This window comes from Prosthecobacter sp. Pr1 (assembly GCF_057652315.1).
This window is the reverse complement of the sequence record NZ_JBYFBS010000009.1, coordinates 85,740-109,003: the sequence shown is the minus strand read 5'-3', so window position 1 is coordinate 109,003 and position 23,264 is coordinate 85,740. Positions and strand designations below refer to the sequence as shown.

Annotated in this window: 10 protein-coding genes; 2 read left to right on the top strand and 8 right to left on the bottom strand. The window is 57.1% G+C overall.

Features of this window, described 5'->3' with window-relative positions; all coding sequences use genetic code 11:
- Positions 1 to 3 precede the first annotated feature (3 nt).
- Both AC24GY_RS16005 and AC24GY_RS16000 read left to right on the top strand, forming a co-directional pair.
- On the top strand, positions 4 to 4,056 hold the full coding sequence (locus AC24GY_RS16005) for a TIGR02680 family protein (protein ID WP_487684991.1): 4,053 nt from the start codon (positions 4 to 6) through the stop codon (positions 4,054 to 4,056).
- Positions 4,053 to 5,303: a TIGR02679 family protein gene (locus AC24GY_RS16000; protein ID WP_487684988.1), complete on the top strand. Its 1,251-nt coding sequence runs from the start codon at positions 4,053 to 4,055 to the stop codon at positions 5,301 to 5,303. The genes AC24GY_RS16005 and AC24GY_RS16000 overlap by 4 nt, the downstream gene beginning before the upstream one ends.
- Positions 5,304 to 6,644: 1,341 nt before the next feature.
- Here AC24GY_RS16000 and AC24GY_RS15995 read toward each other — a convergent pair.
- The 8 genes from AC24GY_RS15995 to AC24GY_RS15960 all read right to left on the bottom strand — a co-directional run bounded on the left by AC24GY_RS15995 (position 6,645) and on the right by AC24GY_RS15960 (position 23,200).
- Positions 6,645 to 10,823, bottom strand: coding sequence for an NACHT domain-containing protein (locus AC24GY_RS15995; RefSeq protein WP_487684985.1), 4,179 nt, complete (start codon positions 10,821 to 10,823; stop codon positions 6,645 to 6,647).
- Between the two features lie 29 nt (positions 10,824 to 10,852).
- Positions 10,853 to 14,431: an SEL1-like repeat protein gene (locus AC24GY_RS15990; protein WP_487684982.1), complete on the bottom strand. Its 3,579-nt coding sequence runs from the start codon at positions 14,429 to 14,431 to the stop codon at positions 10,853 to 10,855.
- A 286-nt stretch (positions 14,432 to 14,717) separates the two neighbouring features.
- Complete coding sequence (locus AC24GY_RS15985) at positions 14,718 to 15,626, bottom strand: 5'-methylthioadenosine/S-adenosylhomocysteine nucleosidase family protein (RefSeq protein WP_487684979.1); 909 nt, start codon at positions 15,624 to 15,626, stop codon at positions 14,718 to 14,720.
- Positions 15,627 to 16,605: 979 nt separating this feature from the next.
- Positions 16,606 to 17,094, bottom strand: a complete 489-nt coding sequence (locus AC24GY_RS15980; RefSeq protein WP_487684976.1) for a hypothetical protein — start codon at positions 17,092 to 17,094, stop codon at positions 16,606 to 16,608.
- 57 nt (positions 17,095 to 17,151) lie between these two features.
- A complete protein-coding gene (gene ruvB / locus AC24GY_RS15975; RefSeq protein WP_461527109.1) occupies positions 17,152 to 18,156 on the bottom strand; it encodes a Holliday junction branch migration DNA helicase RuvB in 1,005 nt (334 codons plus the stop codon).
- Positions 18,157 to 18,397: 241 nt separating this feature from the next.
- On the bottom strand, positions 18,398 to 19,177 hold the full coding sequence (locus tag AC24GY_RS15970) for a hypothetical protein (protein ID WP_487684971.1): 780 nt from the start codon (positions 19,175 to 19,177) through the stop codon (positions 18,398 to 18,400).
- Between the two features lie 124 nt (positions 19,178 to 19,301).
- On the bottom strand, positions 19,302 to 22,529 hold the full coding sequence (locus AC24GY_RS15965) for an FtsX-like permease family protein (RefSeq protein ID WP_487684968.1): 3,228 nt from the start codon (positions 22,527 to 22,529) through the stop codon (positions 19,302 to 19,304).
- Positions 22,526 to 23,200, bottom strand: a complete 675-nt coding sequence (locus tag AC24GY_RS15960) for an ABC transporter ATP-binding protein (protein WP_487684966.1) — start codon at positions 23,198 to 23,200, stop codon at positions 22,526 to 22,528. The genes AC24GY_RS15965 and AC24GY_RS15960 overlap by 4 nt, the downstream gene beginning before the upstream one ends.
- Between the last annotated feature and the right edge of the window lie 64 nt (positions 23,201 to 23,264).

Here is a 23,264-nt window from a genome sequence, read left to right as displayed (position 1 = left end):
ATCATGCTGCCTGTTCCACTCACATCCCGATTTCAAGCGCTCCGAAGCGGCTTGATCAATCTCTTTAAATATGAACAGCAGGAGTTCTGGTTTGAGAAGGGACGGCTGCTGGTCCGTGGCAACAACGGAACTGGCAAATCTCGTGTCCTGGCCCTTCAACTGCCGTTCCTTCTTGATGGACGAATTGAAGCCCGTTACGTCGAGCCTGATCGAGATCCCGCGCGCCGAATAGACTGGCATCTGCTCATGGATCAGTACCGTGAGCGCACAGGCTACACATGGATTGAGTTTGGCAGACGTGACGAGGCAGGTGTTGAGCACTATGTGACATTGGGCATTGGGCTTCGAGCCGTGCATGGAGGAGACAGTAATCGCTGGTTTTTTGTCACTGAACAACGCGTTGGGGCCGGCTTTCAATTAGTGGAAAATGCCCACCCATTGAGCAAGGATCGGCTCACAGAAGTTCTTGGTGCAGGGTGCCTATATTCCGGTCCTCGTGAATACCGTGCAGAGATTGACCGGCGTCTGTTCTCTTTGGGGCGAGAAAGATACGAGTCGCTGATAGAGCTGCTGATCCAGCTACGCTCGCCTCAGTTAAACAAAAAGCTGGAGGCTCAGCCGATATTCGATGCTCTTTCGGATGCACTGCCTCCACTCGCGGATAACGTTGTTCAGGATGTGGCTGATGCTTTCAAGCGGCTGGATGAACTGCGAGCCGAATTTCATGCTCTAAGTGATCTCTCCAAGTCTCTAACAGCGTTTCGTGCTTTCTACCAAACTTATCTCCAGGCCGCCATCCATCGTCTTGCAGGAGAGGTGAGAGCCACGCACTCAAAATATGAAGATGCATCACGCAAAGTAACAGCCATCCAGCGTGATATCGGTGAAGCCGCTGAGAAAGAAGCCCGTGCTGAAGGTGAGCTCACTCAGGCGGGAGACGCCTTTACGAGGACAGAGATTCATCTGCAGACCCTGAAAGACAGTGAAGATGCAGATAAGGCGAGGTTGCTTGACGATGCCGAACTTGCAGCCAGCAAAGCTCAGGGGCACTATTCCTCAGCGCGCCAGCATGCAGAGGCTGCAGAAGACAAGCTCGCCAAAGCCGCATCAGACGTTGCCTCTCAGCAGAAGGAACACGACGCGCGGCTGAATGACCGTGATATAATATGGAATAAGGCTGCGGAGCAGTCACAGCTAGCCGGATTTCACACCGAACATCAATCATTAATGCCATGGCCGCAGGATTCTACCGCTGTTGGCAAATTGAAATTGGAACATCAGCGGCTGGCAAAGGACCATTTGCATCGTCTTGATCAGGTGGATCAATTGCTCAAGCTCGTCGACGATGCACGTGCTTCTGTTGGGAAGGCGCAAGCGGATGAGGATCGTGCTGCAGATGTGGTCAACTCTCACCGTGCAGACGCAGACCGACACCATCTTGCGGCAGAAGCCTCTCTGAAAAGTCTCGCTGAAGAATACACCAAATGGCATCAGCGACTGCGCTGGCTTAGACTGCCTGCTTTTTCGGAATTATCCCAGTCAATGGACGATTGGCTGGAAACTGCCGACAGCACTCATCGGATACTAGCGACCATTGTCACGAAGGCTGGAGAATCTGAGGCTGCTTCTCGCAGTCAGGCAAGAACTCAATGCAACCATGCGCTAGACCAACTTCTGCATGAAAAAGAACGCCTTGAGCTCTTGCGCACCGAACTTGCTCATGAAGCTCCTCCACCGCCCGTTCCGGCAATTCGTGATGCCGCCTCACGGCGGGGACGTCGTGGAGCTCCATTGTGGCAGATTTGCGAGTTTCATCCTTCATTAAGTGACGCACAACGCGCAGGTCTCGAAGCAGCATTGGAGGCATCGGGAATTTTGGATGCCTGGATCACGCCTGAGGGCAAGCTGGTTGGCGAAATGCCTTGCGACAGTTTTCTCCTCGCCCAGCAACCAACGCCATCTGCATCGACGCTGGCCACATGGCTTGTTCCAGATCTCTCACCCGAATGCGACATCACCCCGGAGACTCTCACGCATGTGCTGAATGGTATTGGCGCTGGAGAGCATCATTCATCCCATTGGGTGACGCTTGATGGGCGCTGGCAGCTTGGCCCGGTCTATGGCCGGAGCTCCAAAGAAGCGTCACAGTATCTCGGAGCAACAAGCCGAGAGCTTGCACGGATTCGGCGGTTGACTGAGGTCGAAGGGCAACTCAACGGTCTGCAGAGCCAAGAGCAGCTCCTCACTCAGGAGCATCGAACGTTGGACGTGCGTGAGCAAGAAGCAGGGGAGGAGTCAAAATCTGCACCTGGCGATGAGGACATCTTCGGAAGTTTGACACTTCGAACTGATGCACGCATCAAGCAGACGAAAGCAGATAATGACCACGCACTCGCCATCGAAAAAACCGAGAAGACCAGACAACAACTGGACGAGGCGGTGACCAAGCTGAACCGAGACACAATGAATCTCGGTTATACGGAGAATTTGCACAGACTGCCTGAATTGCGCGCCGCCTGGACGACCTATGATCGGGTAATCACTGAAGCTTGGGGATGCCTGCAGGCATGGATCAGCGCTTTACAGCATCTGACAGCCGCACAAGGGAGAGAGAGGGTGAATGCGGAGGACCATGAATTGCGCCTGTGCGAACTGGAATCTGCGCGAGTATTGGAGCTTCAGGCGAAACAGGCCTATGAGACATTGCTCGCAAACTCAGGTGCGTCGGTCATTGATTATCAAAGGCAATTGCGAAATGCCGAAGAGTCAAAATCGGCAGCAAAGTCTCATTTGAAGGCTGCCGAAGAAACTTTAAATAAAGCCAAGATCGAGCATGCGACGCATAAAGCACAGCTCGAACCAGCAAAGAACAACGTCACTGACGCGGAGAGCCTCCGTGAGCGCGCAATAGCGATGCTTCGAGTTCCTGCTCTTCACGGCCTGTTTCCTGAAGCGCATGAGAGCTTGGTTGATGTTGAAACCGATGCGTGGGCGGCCACGCGTGCCGTGGCTATAGCCCGTCGTATCGACAAGGATCTTCCAGAAATGAATGTGAGCGACGAGGCGTGGACCAGGCGGTTGAATCAGCTGGACGAACACATTAATATTCTTCGCACCAGCATTGGGGGCATTTGTGATGTGATAGATCAGACGATCAGCCAGGGCCTTAAAGTCGTAGAGTGCCGGTACCACGGCATAATGCACAAGCCGGCAGGATGTCTTGCAGCTGTGGATAACGAGTGCGAAATCCGCGAGCGGCTCCTCGGCGAAAGGGAGCGAGAGATCATCGACCACCACCTTGTGGCCGAGGTGTCCATGCGGCTCCGGGCGCTTATTGAAGGAGCGGCAATTCGAACTGAGCAGATGAATGAAGAGATGACGCGGTGTGCCACGACTCTAGGGCTCTCTATGAAACTGGTTTGGGATCCGAAAACCGAAGACTTGCCACAAGGTCTCCCGGCAGTTCGCAAACTGCTTCTGGGAGATCACGCTATCTGGACACCGATTGAACGTCAAACCGTCGGGGATTTCCTGCATCAACTGATTCAGGATCAGAGGATTGCCAATCCAAAAGCCACGGCAGCGGAGCAGTTGCAGCTCGCGCTAGACTACCGGAAATGGCATCAGTTTTATGCTATGCGCCGCCAAAACGACAAAAGCAAATGGGACCGGCTGACAAAACAAAAGTATGGCACCGGCTCCGGCGGCGAAAAGGCGCTGCTCATAACGATTCCAAAGATGGCCGCTGCTTCGTCGCATTATCAAACTGCCGCCAAACATGCGCCACGCTTCATACTTTTGGACGAGGCATTTGTAGGCCTTGATTCTCCGACGCGTGCCCAACTCATGGGACTGCTTGAAGCTTTTGATCTTGACTTGGTCATGACCAGCGAACGCGAGTGGGGGACACATGCCACGGTGTCAGGAATTGCGATTTACCAGCTCGTTGCAAATGCCGATGCTGTGGCCGCGACTCGGTGGGTTTGGAATGGTGCAACCTGTCGGCGCGCGCCTGTTCCAGACACTCCAGAGCTTCGTTCCCTCGCTTCCGCATGACTCAGCAACAACAGCTTCGCAATATCTTCGATCAACCTGGGTGGCGACGCTTCATCGATGCAATGCTGAATTACCGGGATCAAGGGCGACCGTTTCCGTCGGCTGTGACACTAAGACAGCCAACGCAAGATGAGCGGCTCCTTTATGCAAGGCTCCTGCGCGTGCCTTTACAACGCGGCGGTAGCACGTTGCGGTATGACCTGGGCAGAGTTGCAGACGCGTTGGTAAATGGCGGTCTGGAGCGTGACTGGCAGGCGATTCTTGAACTGCTTCATGGTCCGGTCTCAGAAAAGCATCTTGCTGCCAGGGCAAACAAACAAGCCTGGCAAGACTTCTGGCCGCAGATAACGAGCTCTCTTGCGGCAGCGCCGTTTGACCAATGGGAGGATTGGCTGCTGTCCTTAAAACGTGATGGTGTTCTCAGGCGGTATGCTGACGGGGATACAAGCCAGGCTCAATACTGGGTGGAGACAGCGGCTAAACTCCTCCGGGTTTTGCCGTTCCCAGTGGAACAGTCTCTTGCCAGTGTTGCCGCTGAACACTGCGGCGGCAGCCATGCGCTGGATGTGGCGACGCCATTGTCCACGCTGGTTCTTAGATGCCTAGGGCTTCGACTCAAACAGCCCTTGCCGTCCAGATCTGAGTCACGACGAGAGCTTTGGGGAAGTTTTGGGGTGATCTGTGATGAACTCAGCGCGCCCGTGCTGGCATTTAACCTCAACCTCCCTGGTGAAGAACCTCTCTGCCGCCTTTCGTCTTTGGCAGCGGCAGAAAACCATCCGCTGCACCTCACCACTCGTCTGATTTGGTCTACCGAGTGGGAGTCGGTCCGATGCCCACCTGAGGTTTATGTCTGCGAAAATCCGACAGTTGTCAGCATGGCAGCAAATCGCTTTCGACATCGATGCCCGCCGCTGATCTGTGTGAATGGCGAGCCAACCACGGCAGTTCGATTGCTGCTAAGGCATTTGAGATCCGGCGGCTCCCGACTGCATTATCACGGAGACTTCGACTGGCGTGGTATCGCCATCGCCCGACGCGTAATAGAAGAACTCGGAGCCGTCCCGTGGGACTTCGACGCCGCAGCGTATTTGGCCGCAGGGCGCTACCCAGGCCGCGAACTTGGCGATAATCCCGGCCCCTCACCTTGGTGCCCCCAACTGTCGGTTGAAATGCAACGACACGGGATTGCCTATGATGAAGAAGTGCTCGCCGAAGAATTGCTCGGCAAAGTGTGCGAGGGGTAATAGGCGTCAGGTCGGTGCCGGAGTTCCCCACCAGCCGTTAGACAGGCCAAAGAGACTTTGGCGATCAATCATATCGGCCATCAAGGCCGAGATGGTGATCGTCTTTTTTACCCGGAGGCAGTAAAATGAGCTGCTGTGGAGGAGCAAGCAAAGCCTCGTGGAGGAGGGGGAGGCAGTTGCGAAGATCATCCGGCAGCGGCTCAGTGACAGCGGCGAAGGAATCGCCTAGCGATGTCAGGTGGGGCGGTGGTGGTGATAGGAGGCATGAACACTTGGATGACCTGGATGGCGAGGGAGGGAGGAAGACGGTTTGCAGCCAGGCATCTGAATGCGCCAGCAGGGGGGCTGTTCGAAAACCTGCTGACCGAAGCGGGGAAAGTCCGAGGGCGTTGCGGGACAGCTCCCGATAGAAGGGGTAGCGGCCCACGAAGTAGCCGCTAGCGGAAAGCCTTCCCCCAAACAGCAGCAAATCGATTTCTTCAGGGAAGTGACAAAAGCCAACACCATCTATTTCAAGGGTCTAATGTTCCCCGATCAAGACCGCCCTTCTGGATCAAACCCCAAGTACTCCACAAGAGTCTTTCGATTGCGGCCTGTGGGGGTAGATTTATGCAATTCCCAATATTTCAGCGTGCCATGTGGAATCCCCAGTAGGCAGCCTAATACCATGCACAATTGAAAACAGGTCTTATTTCATCTCGGGTGCTGGGAGGTTTGGGGTCGGAGCGGAGTGATGGGTGATCGCGGGGGGGAGGGATCGGGACGATCCCCCCTCCTCCAAGGCATGCGTGGAGGCGAAGCTCTGGCGGAGAGGGACCATCCTGGTCCCTCAGCGCTCCGCTGGGTCTGGCGTTCTTAGATCACCAGGCGTCGAAAAGATGCGGCTGTCTCTGTGACGTAATCTGGGTGAAAAACAGACCCGTTTTCAATCCATCGTGATATAATTCCTTCATCGTGAGATTCTCTTTCAGCCGTTTTCCCCGCACATAATCCGCAAGGCAACTTGGACTCAAATGTTTATCCGACCGGAGCCACCAACGCCGCTTATATCGCTCTAAATGAACGCTTAAGCGCCGCTGATGAAAAGCCAACAAACGCATCCAATTAATTCCAGTTAACGAGTGGTTGTGGTGATTGAAGGCTTGCCGTGCACAGGTGAAAGCGGGTCTGAACATCTGGCGTGGGCGAAGCGCTGGAGGTGCGCTTGCGAGACAAGGCGGTATGGCAGGGGAATGCTGCTGGGGAACCCGGTGTATGAAGAAGGCGCTGGGTTTGCTGACACCAAAATGGTGGCTGCGATGCATCCCAGCTGTTTTTGATGTAGTGAAAGCGTTTGGCTGTCTAGAGCGGAATTGATGCACCTGTGGGGGCTTCCGCCTGGTCTTGTTCCTGGAGCCGGATTTCACCGGCAATCTTGAGCAGGGTCTCCTCCAGAAGTGAGCGCACTTTGTCGTTTTTGTGAGCGCCGATGAGTGAATGAAGAACATCGGCATACTCACCGGAGGAGATGGGCCTGCTGCTTTGTGAGATATCATCCTGACCAGATTGAAGAAGACACATCTGCTTCTTTGGGCCTGCGTTTTTCCACATCTCAATCCAACGATCTTTGGGCATTTGATTGGCTTTCTGCCTCCGAGTCTGAAGAGCGGCAAGCAGGCGCCTGGCCCAGTACCAAAGAAACAGAATGATCACCAGAACGACTGTCCCCCCCCCAAAAAGACTGACCAACGCAACGATCACGGGTCTGAAATGAGGGTTTGTGACAGTGCTGGAATTTGCGATGTGCGACAAAGCTGCCATCAGCCAGCAAACCAACGCAAGCAGCATGAAAAGAGCTGCCGGCAGCCTGAGGGCTTCGACGACATAGCCAGCGCCTTTGATGGTGAGAATTTTTTGGTTGGCTTTTCCCAGGGTGTGGCCAGCCCAGAAGAGGACCGCGACGCCGAGGCATTTGAGGCCGGTCCAGCCGGAGGTCATGTCTGGCAGGGAGATCTCCGCAAAATAAAAAAACGCCGCGACCGCTGCTGTGAGGAGAGTTACAAGCGCCGGGGCCCCATACTGATGCCAAAAATCGCTGAACCTCTCCTGGAATGTGAGGCGCGGAATTTTTGGGGGAGGCACCTGCGAGCCTTGTTTGGCGGAGCGGGCGGAGGTCGAAAGCGATCCGCCACCAGAGAACCCTGAATTTGCCAAGGACATCACGGAAAAAAGCAAGACAACAGATGCGATGGAAATGCTGAGGAGGCCGAGCTGAGGCAACAAGGGCTGGAGGTCAGATGAGAGGAAGGCCACCGAACCCAGGGCCAGTGCTGCCAACAGCCAGCTCAGCCACCGGCGTTTGCGAGGAGGGGGCGACTCTCTGCTTTGGTCATCCGGAGGAGCCTTCCCGAAGGCCCGACCGGCGAGGCGCAAAATATCCGAAAAATTTAGGAAGCAAATGAAGGCGAAGTAGATGAGCAGCTCGATCCATTTTTTTTCAATGGCGATGCCAAGCCAGTCACGCATGAAGTCCGCGATGATCTGACAGGCATGGCTTTTCGCACTCATCAGCGAATTCCAGTAGTTTCCGATGCGGGTGCCCATTTCGCTGAGCCCGTTTCCGAGGCGGTTAACCCCTGAGGAAAGCCAATCGGGAAACTTCCATTGGTTCTTACCGAAGTCCAGGCTTCTGAGCCAGTGCCATGCGGAGGCAAGCCACCCATCCACAGCTGCCGAAACAAACTGCCGCCTGCGAAAAACAACAGGATACACCGGTGCCAGCAATGCGAGTAGAAAGAAGGCGCCTAAACTAAGCAATGTCTGCCAGACGGAATTGACCCCAGGGTCTAGCAAGTTTGTCCGAATCATTTTGCGGTAATTGCCGAACTGATACTTTTCGGCATTTTTGCGCGGTGCCATCCAGATGCAGAAAGCGCCCACGGAGACATACCGGGTGAGAACGGTGGCCCAGCCCCAGAGACGCAGAGAACTGCGCAACAAAAGGCATAAAAGCCCCCAGACGACAAGGCTAAGGATGGTGAACTCAAACAGGGACAAGGCAACAAGGGCGCAAAGCACAACCCCGAGAGCGAACTGGGCGTGCTGACACCCTTTGAGTGCGGCCTTGCTCCAGCAGTTAGGCACCGACCGGTCTCCACAGCAAAACAAGATAAGCATGGACGCGGTGCCCGAGAGGCCCACCCAGCAAAACCAAGGCAGATAGAGGAGGCGTTGAGGCATCTCATAAACAGGCGTCCACCAATCCGGCCCCCACCACCAGAGGGTGGGAAACAGGGGCCCTGCCCAGATCATCGCAACAATAAGCAGGCAGAAGAGGCCAATGTCGAGCATCCAGAACCCAAAGGAGGCTTTCAAGGCGGCGTGGTTCTCCTCGTCGTAGTGCTTGTCCAGTGCGGCGGCCGCTTTCATGCGGTCCACCCGGTAGGTGCCCCTGGCCAAAGCGATGCAGATGATGTTTTTGTCCGCGTCACTGCTATGACGGCGCACGTTGGGATTGTTCACTGTCATCTCGAAGAATTTGTTCCTTGTCCAGTCAGAGGCGGTGGCAAGGGTCCTGGAGATGAGCGCAGGGTCCTCTTCCGGACGTGGCGGGAGGAACTGTAAAACATGGAGCATGGCCGCCGCCGAAAACTTGCCATGAGTGAGCAGGAAGCGATGTGCCCTGTAAACCACCGGGAGCAGATCCGCTCTGACCGGCTCGATGACTTCGCGCGCCTGAGCGACCACACGGGAGGCCACTTCGATTCGCATCATCATCAGCCGTTCCTCTTCGAAAGTCAGAACAGGCGGGGCATCGGCACCTGAGGTTCGGCTGGCAAGTTCCGTTTCTTTGATTTCAAGCAGGCTGGCGAGGGACTGGGCGAGCGCGGAGACCACGCGCGCGTCCGAGGTGCCAAGAAGGATGAGGTTCTGCATGGTTTCCAGCCAGCGCGCGGAGTCGAGCTTCTTGCTCCAGTCGATCTCGATGTCCGGACAATGCAACAGGTGCCAAGCGGCAAAAAACTCGTCGAAGCGGTGATGCAGGAAGCCGACGGAGCGTACTTCATGGTTGGTACGTGCCAGCAGGATGCCCGCTTTGGAACCTTCCTCGATGACCCGACGCATATCGGCAGTTCCTTCAGTCGTGCCATCGTGCAATTCCGATTCTGGAATGATACAGCCGCGGTTCTTGTTTGCGATCTGGTAGGCGATCCTGCCCAGATCCAGAAACAGCCGGTGCTTATCCGGCGGCGGATCATCCTTGCCAGCGTGATGTTTGTTCCACTCACGGTCGACTTCGTTTTCGAGATACTTGTGCAGAAGGGCGACCCGGGACTCCGGTGCACCGTCGCCATGGCTGAGGCTGGAGCAGAGCAGCTTGAGGACAAAGGGATTACCCACGGCTTCCCCAAGCTTGTTGGAGACCTCCGCCGTAGCAATCCATCTAGCCAGCGCGGCGGCGTCCGCATACCTGACTCCCTCAATGGTCAACGGGAGCATCTCCCTCATGTTCAGCTCGATGAAAGTTTGAATTTGAGCCACGTTGAACGGGCGAAGCTGAAGGCGCTGGTGTCGGAACACCGTGTGAAAGTCAGTAAGGCGGCAGGAAAACAAGCAGCGATTGTGACGACGAACCGTCTCCTGGGCAAAGTCGTTGAGTGCCCTCGTATGGTCGTCATACCGGTCGCGGCTCATTTCGTCCATGGCGTCGAAAATCCACACCAGACAGCCCCACTGCTCAAGCTGCAGCAGGTATTCGCACAGCGGGGACCTAATTTTCTCCGAGTTCAGCTCGGCCGTGACGTAGTCCAGCACATCGTTCCACCAGTCAATTTTCCCGGATTTGACATGGAAGCCGCCAAGTTCCACGTGCACCGCAACACTGCAACGGCCCCCCGCTTCGATGATATCTAGTGCGGTCTGGGCCAGGGTCAGCGACTTGCCGCCGCCAGGGTCGCCTAAAATGGCCACCGGCTGTTTGGCGCGTGCGAGAAAATGAGCGACGTTTTGGATCTTCAGGGAGCTGGACTCCGTGCCGAATCCATCCGTCTGCACCAGCGTGGGAAAGATGCCGCGGGAATAGGGATGCGGTTTGACCGCACGGTGTTTCCCAAGCTCGTTGGCACCCAGGGGAACATATTTGCTGTCGGCAACCTTGTCCTGAAGATAGCGGCGGAGGATGTCATTGTGCTGCTGGATCACTTCCTTGATTTCGCCTCGCATCCACAGCCGGTTGAGCCGGCGCTGCCACTCGGACCTGACAACCGAGACCGGCGAATCTGCCATCCTGGCATAGGCCCTGCCTGAGGGATGTGGGGGACGAATGCGATAGAGCTTTTTCGCCGCCAGCCAGAAATCCGACCATCTTTCATTCAACCGGATCTGCTTCTCCAAGGTTTCAACCCAACCCGCAGGAGTGTCCGCGGAACTGAACTGAGTATGGTCCAGGCCGAGCTCCCTGATAAGGCGGGAAAGCTGCGCCCAATTCTGATCATGCAGCCGGGAACGGGTAGCGTCGTCAAAGAAGGTGGGAACGGACATGCGGAGACGGCGGGAAAACGTGAAAGTGGCTAGGGAGGAGGCCATGCCACCGTGGTGACGGGCGGGCGGTGGAAGAGGGCTTGAGAGTAGCGTATCAGCTGTTCGCGAGTGCGGCGCCAGTAGCTTTCCCTAGCCTTGCTAGTATCGCTAGTCTTCGAATCTAGGGTTGAAAACCAAAAGGCGGTGCTTCGTGCATAATCAAGCAGGCCTGCGTGCGGATTCCCCAAGTCGGCAAGCCGCCCCCAGGTATCGGAATTCTCCTCTTCCAACGCTTTTTCATAGCACTCCAGAGCTTTGGCGATGTCTTGAACGGTACCCATGCCCTTTTCATGGAAGATGCCCTTGCGCAACAGACAATTCTTGTCTGCGAGTAAAGCGCCTCTGGAATACCAAAAGTAGGCTAGGTCCAGATTTTTGGTTACCCCGGTGCCGTTCTCATGACAAAGCCCCAGACGATAGATCGCATATTTATCCCTACGATAAGCAGCCTCCATCAGCCAAACGGCACCTTCCTGTTCGTTTTTGTCCACCCCAAAGCCACCTTGCAAATGCAACCCAAGGTTGCGCATGCCCGTGACCTCGTTCCGACCAGCGGCCTTGCGGTACCATTCGACCGCCTGTCGGCCATCCTCGGGTGTGCCAACCCCCTCCCCGTAACACCATCCGAAGTTATTCATGCCTCCGCTGTCTCCAGACTCTGCGGCCTTTTGGTTCCACTCAAATATTTTCTTTGGATTTTTGCTGACGCCGTTACCGTTTAGATAGTCCAAAGCCAGCCGAAACATCCCCGTAGCATTGCCAGCCTGAGCAGCTTTCTGATCCCACTCGAACTCTTTTGCGGCATCATGCCCAAAGTCTCCATTTTCGCCATACCCCGAGGCGATTTTGATCATGGCCGGGGTTCCTCCTTTCTCGACCATTTTTTGCTGCCATTCCTCGACTTTCCCTGGATTCTTGGCGACGCCGATGCCTTTTGCATAGCAGACTATCAGTCGCCACACACCGTCGTCATGTCCAGCCTCGGCGGCTTTTTGATACCATTCAAATGCCTTGCCAGCATCAGGCTTCTGAAGGCTTTCTCCCTTTGCGTATTCTTTTGCCAATTCAACCATGGCGGAAGTGCCGTCCGCCTCCATCAGTTTTTGGCGCCACTCGGCCGCCTTTGCAGGGTCCCGTGCAATGCCCACGCCTTCAGCGTAACATGCGGCGAGGTGCAACATGCTGCTGCTGTGGCCCGTTATCGCGGCTTTGCGATACCATTCGAAGGCCCTGACAGGGTCTTTACTGGTACCTTCGCCGCGTTGATAGCGTCCGGCCAGTTCCCATATGCCTTCTGTGTTTCCAGATTCTGCGGCTTTGCGATACCACTCGAATTCTTTGACGGCATCCGGCCCCAGATTACCAAACACGCCATACCCCTCCGCAATCCGAATCATGGCCTCGGCTCCGTCTTTCTCGATCATCCGTTGATGCCATTCGGCGGCCTTTGCAGAATCCTTGGCAACTCCGATGCCTTTGGTGTAACAAGCAGCCAGCTCCCACATACCCTCGGTGTCCCCCGCCTCGGCGGCTTTGCGGTACCAATTGAAGGCTTGGCCAGGGTCCTTGGAAGTTCCATTGCTGTTTTCATAGTGTCCAGCCAACCACCGCATGCCCTCGGTGTTTCCTGCCTCAGCGGCTTTGCGATACCACTCGAATACTCTAGTGGAATCAGGCCCCAAATCCCCCCACGGTTCATATTCCTTTGCAATCCGAGTCATGGCCGGGCCTCCGTCTTTCTCGATCATTCTTTGCTGCCATTCGGCAGCCTTAGCAGGGGCCCGTGCTACACCCTTGCCCAAGTCACAACCAACAGCCAGCTGCCACATGCCATTCGTATTGCCGGCCTCCGCAGCTTTACGATACCACTCGAAGGCCTGGTTGGAATCGACCCCCAGATCTTCTCCGTTAAATCCATTTCCGATACGGATCATGGCCGGAGTTCCGTCTTTCTCGATCATCCGTTGATGCCATTCGGCGGCCTTTGCAGAATCCTTGGCAACTCCGATGCCTTTGGTGTAACAAATGGCCAGCCACCACATGCCCTCGGTGTTTCCTCCCTCGGCGGCTTTACGGTACCAATCAAAAGCTTTGGCTGGGTCCTTGGTGATCCAACCGCCTCGTGCATAATGCCAACCCAGCTTCCACATGCCCTCGGTGTTTCCCGCCTCCGCAGCTTTGCGATACCATTCCAAGGCCGTTCGCCGGGGGGCATTCCCTGTTCCTTCGCCTTTCTCAAGCATCCGAGCCAGGGCCGTCATACCTTCGGTGTTGCTGGCTTCCGCCGCCTTGCGAGCCCACAGAAAGGCCAGGTCGGGATTGACTCTGAAAGCAGCCTTTCCTTCATATCCCTCCGTTGCAATCCGAACCATCGCGGAGGCACCTTCTTTCTCCACCATCTTTTGCTGCCATTCTGCGACCTTCGCAAGGTCCCAGGCAACTCCAATTCCTTTGGAATAACAAACGGCCAGTTCCCACATGCCATCGGTATTGCCAGCCTCAGCTGCTTTTTGATACCATTCAAATGCCTTCCTGAGATCTTTGGAAACACCGATGCCTTCGGAATAAAAAAGTCCTAGTATGAACATTGCCCCACCATTGCCCAGCACTGAGGCCTTGAGGAAGCATCCTGCCGCCTCTTTTTCATTCTTTTCCACTCCCTCGCCTGTGAGCAGACAAAATCCCAAGCATTTCAGGCCTTCATGGTCGTTCAATCTAGCAGCCTTGCGGTACCATTTGACTGCATTGGTTGGGGACTTAGGTACACCGACGCCATTCTCATAGCAGCGGCCCAGGTGACACATGCCGCTGCTGTCGCCACCTTCAGCGGCTTTAAGGTGCCAAGCCATGGCCTGTTCCAGTTCGACAGGCCTGCCTTTTCCATACTGAAAGCATTTGCCCAACATCGTCATGGCATGAAAATTTCCTTCAGCAGCGCCTTGTTGGAAAACGCTGGCGGACTTTTGAAACCAGTGATCGGCCATGGCAGCATTTTTAGATGTGCCTGTACCATCCTGATAACACCACGCCAGGTGCCACATGCCATCGCCACATTCCAAGTCTGCGGACTTTCGGTAGTACGCCAGCGCCGTTTCGAGGTTTCTGGGCAGGCCAATGCCGTACTCCTGGCATTCCCCCAAGCGCCACATGGCCTCGGCGTTGCTTAGGTCGGCAGCTTTCTGAAACCAAGCCGCAGCATTTGTGAGATCTACATCGCCACAGGCACCCTTGGCTAGAGAAAGGCCCAGACGGACCATACCATCAGCGTGCCCCAAATTGGCTGCTTGCTGAAAAAGCTGGCGGGCGCGGCAAGGATCACGTGGCACCGCCGAACCCTGTTCCAAACGCAAGCCTTCAACTACCAGATCAGATGAAGACTTGGCGGCAGGTGCCGGCTGCGGACCGTGGTCGACGACTTGCTGCGCCCGTGTCTGGCTTGACGAACTCGGGTGGAAAATGCCAAGGAATACTGCGGTGGTCACAAGGCTGCCAAAGCGTAGAGATGGGAAAGCAGCGCCGGGCCGTGAATATCCGGGGGACAAAGGAAACAAGGGCGTCATCTTGGTCATACCACAGGCGAGTTCCGGACTGAGGCCGTCTCCGGACTCATCGCCCTTATGATGGGAATGCAGCTCTCCGGGCGTTATCGGATGATATCGTAGTAATTTGAGGCATACTTCTAGGATTGACATATCGATATATCCCTCAGCAGAGCTTGCACCAATTTCATCATTTGCGCATGGCTCAAGCAATTTTTGGATATTCTTGGATACAAAGCATCCTCTGTCTTCCAGAAACGAGGCGCTTGTCTCGTCTTGACGTTGAGCGCCCTAACTTTTCCTTTCCCCGTGCGACTCAGCTGACCTGGGAGAAACCGTCCACGGCTGTGAAAAGTGCCTTGGCCACATGAGCTGCATTATGCGCCGCTGTTTGCTGCCAAGCATCCTTGTAGGGATGGTCTTTACCATGCCCCCAGTCGCAGATGGCCTTGATCACCAGCCAGTCGATCTTTGCACGCGCTGCGCTTACATACAAGCCGACGGCCTCCATCTCACCGCCCAGGGCTTCTGCAAAGAGGGACTTGAGGCTTTCGCGGTAGTCGAGATTGTCCACCAGCTTCTGGCCCGAGAGCAGCAGGCCGAAGCGCAGCTTAGGCCAGGACGGAGAGCGCCGCCTTTCGGCCGCGTCAATATGACGGAGACGGTTTCTGAGAAAGTCGGAAGTGCTGGCCTTGTCTCCGCGCGGAGTCAAGATGCCGTTAGCATTCATTCGACCTAGTTCGTAGTCTTGAACCTGGGTGGCAACGATGACGTCCCCAATTTGCTGCTTGATCTCATCACAGCCAAAGGCAATGCCCACCGCGACGACGGCTGAAAGCCGTGACTTCCAATGATCAATGGCATCCTGGGTGCGCTGCTGTGCGCCACCGATAGCGCCAGCGCCCATTTCACAGATTGAGTGGACGATCTGGCAGCCATTGTGAACACCTAGGTGCTGATAGGTGATACCACCGTGATCCTCACGAATGGGCACTGCCCCCGGCTCCAGAAAGGCATTCCACAGCTCGTCGGTCTCAACGCTGGTCACAGAGAGCAAAACAACGACTGGCAGGTCTTCGTGCTTTGGCGGGCTGGCCGGTCGGCGATTCTCCTTTGGGTAGATATTATGAGCTCTGGCCACATATCCCCAGAATTCGGGCCACCTGGCTGTCAATGTCAGTTGATCCGCGAGGGTCTCCACCCAGGAGGCAGGCGGAGCTGTCACGCAAAATTGGGCCTTATCCAGGTTTAGATTCCTTAGGATCGAGGCAAACTGAGGCCAAGACAAATGCCCCAGTCGCTGCGTTGTCTCATGATCGAAATGCTGAGGGAAGGAGTCGGAAGTCATGGCTTACGCGTTTATTTTTGAGGGAAGACCATTCGAATTGAATTGGCAGATCGTGCCGTGGGACATGACACACATCTTCCTGTCGTACCCTGCTGTCAACGATGGTGAAATCGACTGGGTGGCACTTGCCAATGTGAGCTCAGTGCGGGCACAGGGGCCACGTGACGAGGCGGGGGGAGTGTGCAAAACTCAGCCTACAGCGCCGGTTCCGATGTGAATGGTGGAAGCAACCCGATTGCCATTGCTACAATAATGACAATCGGCGCGACGGGGGTGGCTTGGTGGCTCATGCTGCAATGGCCGTTTGCATCTGGACCTATGAAGTGTCTCGAATCTGGCGACCGGGGGAGCGCAAAGCTTAGAATGACCACAGTCTGAGGAGGCTTTTTGAATATCGAGGGTGGAACGCCTACCTCTTGAAGGAGGAACGGCCCAGACAGTAGCCGCAAGGAGAAGAATTTCCCTATCCATATCAGCAAATTCAAGTCACCAGACCAATGACAAAGAGCCAACACTGATTTGCTACAAGGTCTAATGTTGAGCATTCCTTGAATGACCCTCAGGATCGAATCCCAAGTATTCAACCAGCACATTTCGATTGCGCCCAGCGGGCGGACATTTGTGCAATTCCCAATACTTGAGTGAACCATGCGAAATTCCCAGCTTTCCAGCTAATTCCTTCATTGTCAGATTCTCTTGCAGCCGTTTGATCCGCACATAATCCGCCAGACAAACCGGCTTCAAATGCCTGTCCGACCTCAGCCACCAACGACGCCTATACCGCTCCAAATGAACGCTCAAAGTCCGCTGATGAAAAGCCAACAAACGCATCCGGGAGCGAAGCAATAGCAAGCACTCACCGCACAGGCACGAACCGCACGATGTTGCGGTGGTAGACCTCGCACTCCTTCTTGTGCATCCAGATGCTGAACCAGAAGAGCAGCGCGCCGAAGATGACGACGGAAAATACCAGCAGCCGGCTTTTGGGAGAACGCGATGCGGCGAGGGCGGCGAGGCTGCAAAGCGACATCACATAGTAGGGCCATGCCCAATCCTTGCGCCGTTGGGTTTGCTCCTGAATCAGCGGTGCGAAATCGGGAGAGCGGGTGGCAAGGATGCGGGGGGTGGCCTTGTCGCGCAGATCGATGTAAGGCCAGACGCTAGCGCAGGAGACGCCGATGATGGCCAGTGCGAGCATGCGGCACTTGGCCTCACCGAACATGAAGGAGACGATCAGAAACGTCAGCCCGATCCCAAGCCCGTACAGGGGCAGGGGCTCCAGCAGCAGATGGAGGTACTCGGGGTCGCAGATGCTCTGCCAGAGGGTGGTGAGTTCGCGCCACATGGGGAAGGATGCTGAATGATAGATGACCGGGTGCTAAGGCGGGCCACTTACAGGCCTTTAAAACAACTCCGTCTGCCCGGTGGTCGGAGGCATGAGGCCGAGTTTGCGGTAGGCGGCGGGCATGGCGACGCGGCCGCGGGGGGTGCGTTTGAGGTAGCCTTGCATGACGAGGTAGGGCTCGTGCACGTCTTCGAGGGTGCTGGTGTCTTCACCGACAGCGACGGCGACGCTGCCCATGCCAACGGGGCCGCCGTCGAACTTGCCGATGATGGCTTCGAGGATGCGGGTGTCCATTTCGTCGAGACCGGATTCGTCGATGTCGCGCATGGTGAGGGCCTGGCGGGCGACGTCTTCGGTGACGATGTTTTGAGCTTTGACCTGGGCGAAATCGCGGACCCAGCGGAGGAGGTGATTGGCGATACGCGGCGTGCCACGGGAGCGGCGGGCGATCTCATGCGCGCCTTCGGGCTCGATGGCGACGTTCATCAAACGTGCGGAGCGGATGAGGATGTGCTGGATCTCCTCGGCGGTGTAGTAGTCGAGACGGTTGGGAATGCCAAAGCGGGAGCGCATCGGCGCGGTGAGCATGCCGGCGCGGGTGGTGGCACCAACGAGGGTGAAGGGCGGGAGATCGATGCGGATGGTGCGCGCCTTGGGGCCTTGATCGATGATGATGTCGAGGCGGTAGTCTTCGATGGCGGGGTACAAGTATTCCTCGATGCTGGGATGCAGGCGGTGGATTTCGTCGATGAAGAGAACGTCGCGTTCCTGAAGATTGGTGAGGATGCCGGCGAGATCGCCCGCGCGATCGATCTGCGGGCCGCTGGTGGTGTGGAGCTTGGTGCCGATGGCGTTGGCGATGAGATTGGCGAGGGTGGTCTTGCCCAGGCCGGGCGGGCCGCAGAGGAGGACGTGGTCCAGAGACTCGCCGCGCATCTTGGCGGCTTCGACCATGACGAGGAGCTGTTCTTTGACCTTGGTCTGGCCGTGGAACTCGGAGAAATCCGCCGGGCGGAGGGCGAGATCGAAGGGAGAGTCGGGGTCGTTGAGCGCGGGGTTCACTGCTTATATAGGAGCGTGCGCGGCGCAGAGTGCAAGGTGTGGCGCACGGCTCTTCGTGCAGGGATGGGCAGATTTTGGCAATGCTGTGCAGGGGACGCTGAGGGGGCGGATTTGATCAACCACGGAACACACAGAATACACGGAAAGGATTTCGGATTCTGCGGAGGTGTGTTTCGGTGTGACCATAATGCTGCACCCGCGATGAGAGGTGCCTGTGAAGCAGCGGAATGCAGCGTCCTTATTACCCATTTGGCCTCCGCGAATCGGGCGGCGCGAAGCGTGAGTGATCGTTGGGATCGAGTTGCACTTTCTCCACGGGAGGATTGATCGTGGTTGATGGATTAGGAGACATCGCAGCCAGTGGTGTCTCAGTCTCATTGGCTGAGAGCGGATTGCTGACGACCGTGACATTGCTCGGGGCAGTGGCGTGCTCCAGCCAGCGGAGGATACCTGCCACAGGCAGTGCTACGATGAGGAATGTTAGAATTGGATGGTAGGCTCCATCGAGGATGTGTGCTTGAAACTCGGAGACCCAGGAGGCTGGCGGAAGATTGGCAAAGGTAAGCACAACCGCGACAGCCAGCACCACCCATTGCAGCCAGCGGAAGGCGTGACTCAGCGCAGGGGCTGCCCGCAGGCGGGCAGCCTTTTCCTCGTGTGCGGCCTGCAACTGGTCCATGAACTCTTCAATCGCGGCCACACGTGTTTGTGCCGGCAACTGGCGCACCTCCCACATGGGATGCCAGTGCAGCATATCGCGCACGGGTGAAAACAGCATGGATGCCCGCCGTGCCTGCGCCCATGAAAGCGGTGCACCTAGCCGCAGCCGTGCATGCAGCCACGAGGACAGGGGCCGCAGGGCAAACCACCAGATGAGGATCCCTGCGAGGAAGCAGAGGATAAAGAGAAGAGGATGTCCCTTGGCCGGTGGATTGGGCACACTGAGCAGGAACATCGCCATGGTGAGGGACATGCCCGCGAGTTTGGCCAGAAGGTCGAAGATGTGCGTCCAGAAAAGCATGGAGAGTCAGGATGAGGGACGCTCGATGTTTGTTCTGAGAACTGCCGATTGGCAATGGTTAAGTGGGAGGGGATCTGAACCAGAGGCACTTGGCAAGTGCCTCTCCTTGGGGGCTGTGTGAATCTTACTCGCGACGGATGGAATCGGTGAGGGTGCCGCGCACGGCGGTGGCTACGGCGATGGCGCAGATGATGAGGCCGAAGCCGAGGACGGCGACGATGAGCTCGACGAGGAAGGTGAGGGGCAGGCTGCCGCCGCGTTCGATGAGTTGAGGAAGCACGGCGAGTGAGGCGGTGACGACGCCGAGAATGAGGCCGAGGACGAGCAGGAGGCTGTGCTCTCCCATGATCATGCTACGCAGTGCTCCGGCGCGGAAGCCGAGGGCCTGCATGAGGCCGAGCTCGCCGCGGCGTTCCAGCACATGGCGGGCGATGAGGACGCCGATGCCAGCGGTACCCAGCAGAACGCCGAGACCGCCGAGGACGGTGAAGATGCCGATGTAGGTGTTTTGCACGCTGAGGAACAGCTCCAGCCGCTGGCGCGTGGGCTCCAAGGCGAGGCCACGCTGCTCAAGCTGGCGGGTGAGATGGGCGGCGATTTCGGCTGACTGCTCAGGCTTGGAATCGACCAAAAAGAAGCGGTAGCCGGCGGCATCGGGGTACTTGGAGAGGTAGTCTTTTTCGGTGATGATCATCTTTCCCTGAAGGATGGAACCCGCCAGCAGGCCGACGATTTTCACCTGGAAGGTGTTTCCGGAGCTGTCTTGGTAGTCCAGCGTATCGCCCACGCCTTTGCCGAGGCCCCACATGGCGGTGGCTTGATCGGCGATGGCGGGGATGGGATGCAATACAGGTATATCAATTGCACCCTCAGAGTCGGAGGGCGGCTGTTTCAAATTCTCCCAGGAGCCTGATGCAAAGGCAAAGGTGCCGGTGAGTTTGGCCGGATCTGCAGCGACGAGCACGGGCTTTTGGGCGCGGTTGAGATTCAGGCAGCTTGCGTCATCGCCATCGCGCACGCGGAAGGGCACCACGCGGGCCTGCGGCATGAGCTTTTCATCGAGGCCGAAGGCGTCCCAGCCTGCTTTCACATTGAGGTCTTCATACACTGGAAGCGACGATTCGCCGATGAGGGCAAAGCCGCCGGTGCCGGAATCGCGTGCGGTGGTGTCTCCTGCGCTCATGCGGAAGGCGTTTACTGCCACCACGAGGAAGATGCCACCTGCCATCATGCCGATGACGGCGAGGCTGCGGGAAGGGCGGCGGGAGATATTGCGCAGGCCGATCTGCCGGAGGGAACGAGCGAGTGTGCCGCTGTCCCGCCGCATCCAGCCGCGAAGGAAGAGGAGGCCGGCGATCATCATCAGCATGCCGGAGCCAAAGAACATGCCCGCGACGGCTTCGGGATTTTTCAGCACAAATCCGGAGGCAAGAAGAGCCAGCGCGACGACTGCGAGAATGAGCATCGGTTTGCTGCCATGCTTTTTCTGCACCGGCGCGAGGTCATCGCTCCAAGATCCGGCGAGCAGGTCACGCGCCTGAATTTTGAAGAGTTTCCGACTGGCCCACCCGAGGGTGAGCAGCACCACGACCAGCGTGGCCAGCGCCGCATTGAAGATGGTAGCGAAGCTGGCGCTGAAGATGAGGGGCAGCCCTTGTGTGGCGCCGGTCCAGATGGCGGAGAGTCCGTGCAGCGCGGTTTGCGTGTAAAACATGCCGCCAAAGACACCGAGCAAAACGCCTGCTGTGGCGATGACGCCTGCCTCCAGAAGCCAGGCGCGGCGCACCATGCCACGAGTCCAGCCCACGGCCAGTAGCAGGCCGATCTGCGGGGCGCGACGCTCAAGGGTGAACAGGAACAGCAGCGCGGCGAAGACGAGAGCGGCCGCGATGAGAAACATGCTGAGACCGATGAAGAGGCCGCCGAAGTCCACGCTGCCTTTGGCGGCGTTTCCGGCATCCTGTTTGAAATCACGCGGCACCAAGCCGATGTCTGCAAGCTGCAGGCGCAGGGCGAGTGCGTTTGACTTTGCCTCCATGGTCTGGCCTTCATTCGGCAGGCGAATGGCGGTGAGCTTGCCAAAGCGATTGGCCCAGAGTTTTTGACCGGCAGCCAGGGTGATGAAGCCCTTGGGGGTGCCTTTGAATTCATCCCAGTAGGCCTCGTCTTTGTCGCGGATGGCCTTCATGTCCATGGGGATGCCGGGCTCCCAGTCGCGGCAGTTGTCCACGTCCGAGACGCCGGGGAAATCGGGAGTCCAGGCCTTGGTGACCATGGGATCATCCATGGGAAGGATCTTCGCGACTTTGAACTTCGCGGACTGCTGCTTGAGATCTCGACCGAGACCTACCACGAAGTATTTGACCTCCAGTTCATCGCCGACCGCGAGTTTGTGATCATCGGCCAGCCATTGGGTGATGGTGATTTCATCATCCTTGCCGTGTCCGGTCGCTGTGACCATGGAGTAAGGGGTGCCGCCCTGCTTGGAAGTGATGCCGTTGACCAGATAAGTGAGCACACCGTAGGCACCTTTGAATTCGCCGAGCTTGTCCGCGATGCTGCGGTCCAGGAACACGCGGCTGGTGCTGATCTCCCAGTCCTTCTGCGCGCCTTCGAGGCGTTTGAGTTTGAGTGCGAAATCTTCGAGGGTGCGATGTTCTTCCACATGCGCACGCAGGGTGTTGAACTGCGGATGAAGAAGGGCATTCACCCGGCCATCCATTTCGAGCTGGGTTTGCAAATCGGCGAGGTTTACAAAAACCGAGTCTGGCGGCACCTGCGAGGCGGTGAGCTGAAAGGCACCGAAGTCTTCCGCACTGACGACTGCTGCGATGGTGCGACGGAGGGAGATGTCTTGATTGGTGCTGCCGGAGAGGGGGGCATCGCGCGAAATGGCGCTGGGGCGCTCAAGGCGCACGAGGATGGTGTCGCCAGCTTTCACTCCGAGTTTGCGCGCGAGCGGTTCATTGATGGCCACGGCGGACTTATCAAAGGCGATGTCCCTGGAACTGGTGCTGAGCTTCCAGAAGCTGGCGTCCACGCCTAGAACCTGAGCGCCATTAACACGCACCTTGCCATTGGCTGCACTCGCCGCGCCGGTGGCGATGATGACGGGGGCTGCATTGGTTTTGCGTGCCAGGGTTTCGGTGAACCAGCGGTCTCCGCCGAGAATGCCGCCTTCCACCTTGCCGAGTCGCAGGGCCGCCACGCGCTCCAGGCTGGCACGCACGGAATCACCCACGAGCATGGAGCCGGTCAGAATGGTGGCGGCCAGGAAGGTGCCGAAGAGGAGGCCCAGATGGCCACGCCAGTAATGACGTGCGGACTGGAGGACGTAATCCGTGAGTTTCATTGCAGAGCGCCTTCGTGAATCGTCAGCACACGGCCCATGCGGTCTGCCTGTGCGCGGTGGTGGGTGACCATGATCAGCGTGACGCCGCTGCTTTTCTGAAGCTGGAGCAGCAGGTCGGTCAAAGTGTCGGCGCTGGTTTCATCGAGAGCGCCGGTCGGTTCATCGGCAAGGATGAGTCGTGGCTGATTGATCAGTGCGCGTACAAAAGCCACGCGCTGGCGTTCGCCGCCGGAGAGCTGCGCGGGCTTCCAGTCCATGCGGTCCTTGAGCCCTACCTGTTCGAGAAGGGACTCGGCGCGCTGCAAAGCATCTGCGGGAGGTGATTTCAGGGCGAGCGTGGGGAGCAGCACATTCTCCAGCACGGAGCACTGAGGCATGAGATGATGCAGCTGGAAGATGAAGCCGATTTTTTGACTGCGCACGGCGGCAAGCTGCTGAGCCGTGAGGCTGGTGAGGGCCTGATCATCAAACGTGATGTCACCGGAATCGGGCAGATCGAGCGTGCCAAGAATGTTGAGCAGGGTACTCTTGCCGCAGCCGGAGGGGCCGACGACGGCCACGGATTCACCGGCTTCAATGCTGAGATTGATGCCGCGCAGCACGGGCACCTGAGCGCCGCTGCCAGGGTCGGTGTAGGATTTGGAAACGTTGGTTAGTTGGATGAGTGGCATGGGATGAGCGTAAACAAGCTGTGGCAGATGAACAGCGGGAAAATGAGGCATCCATTATGCCTAG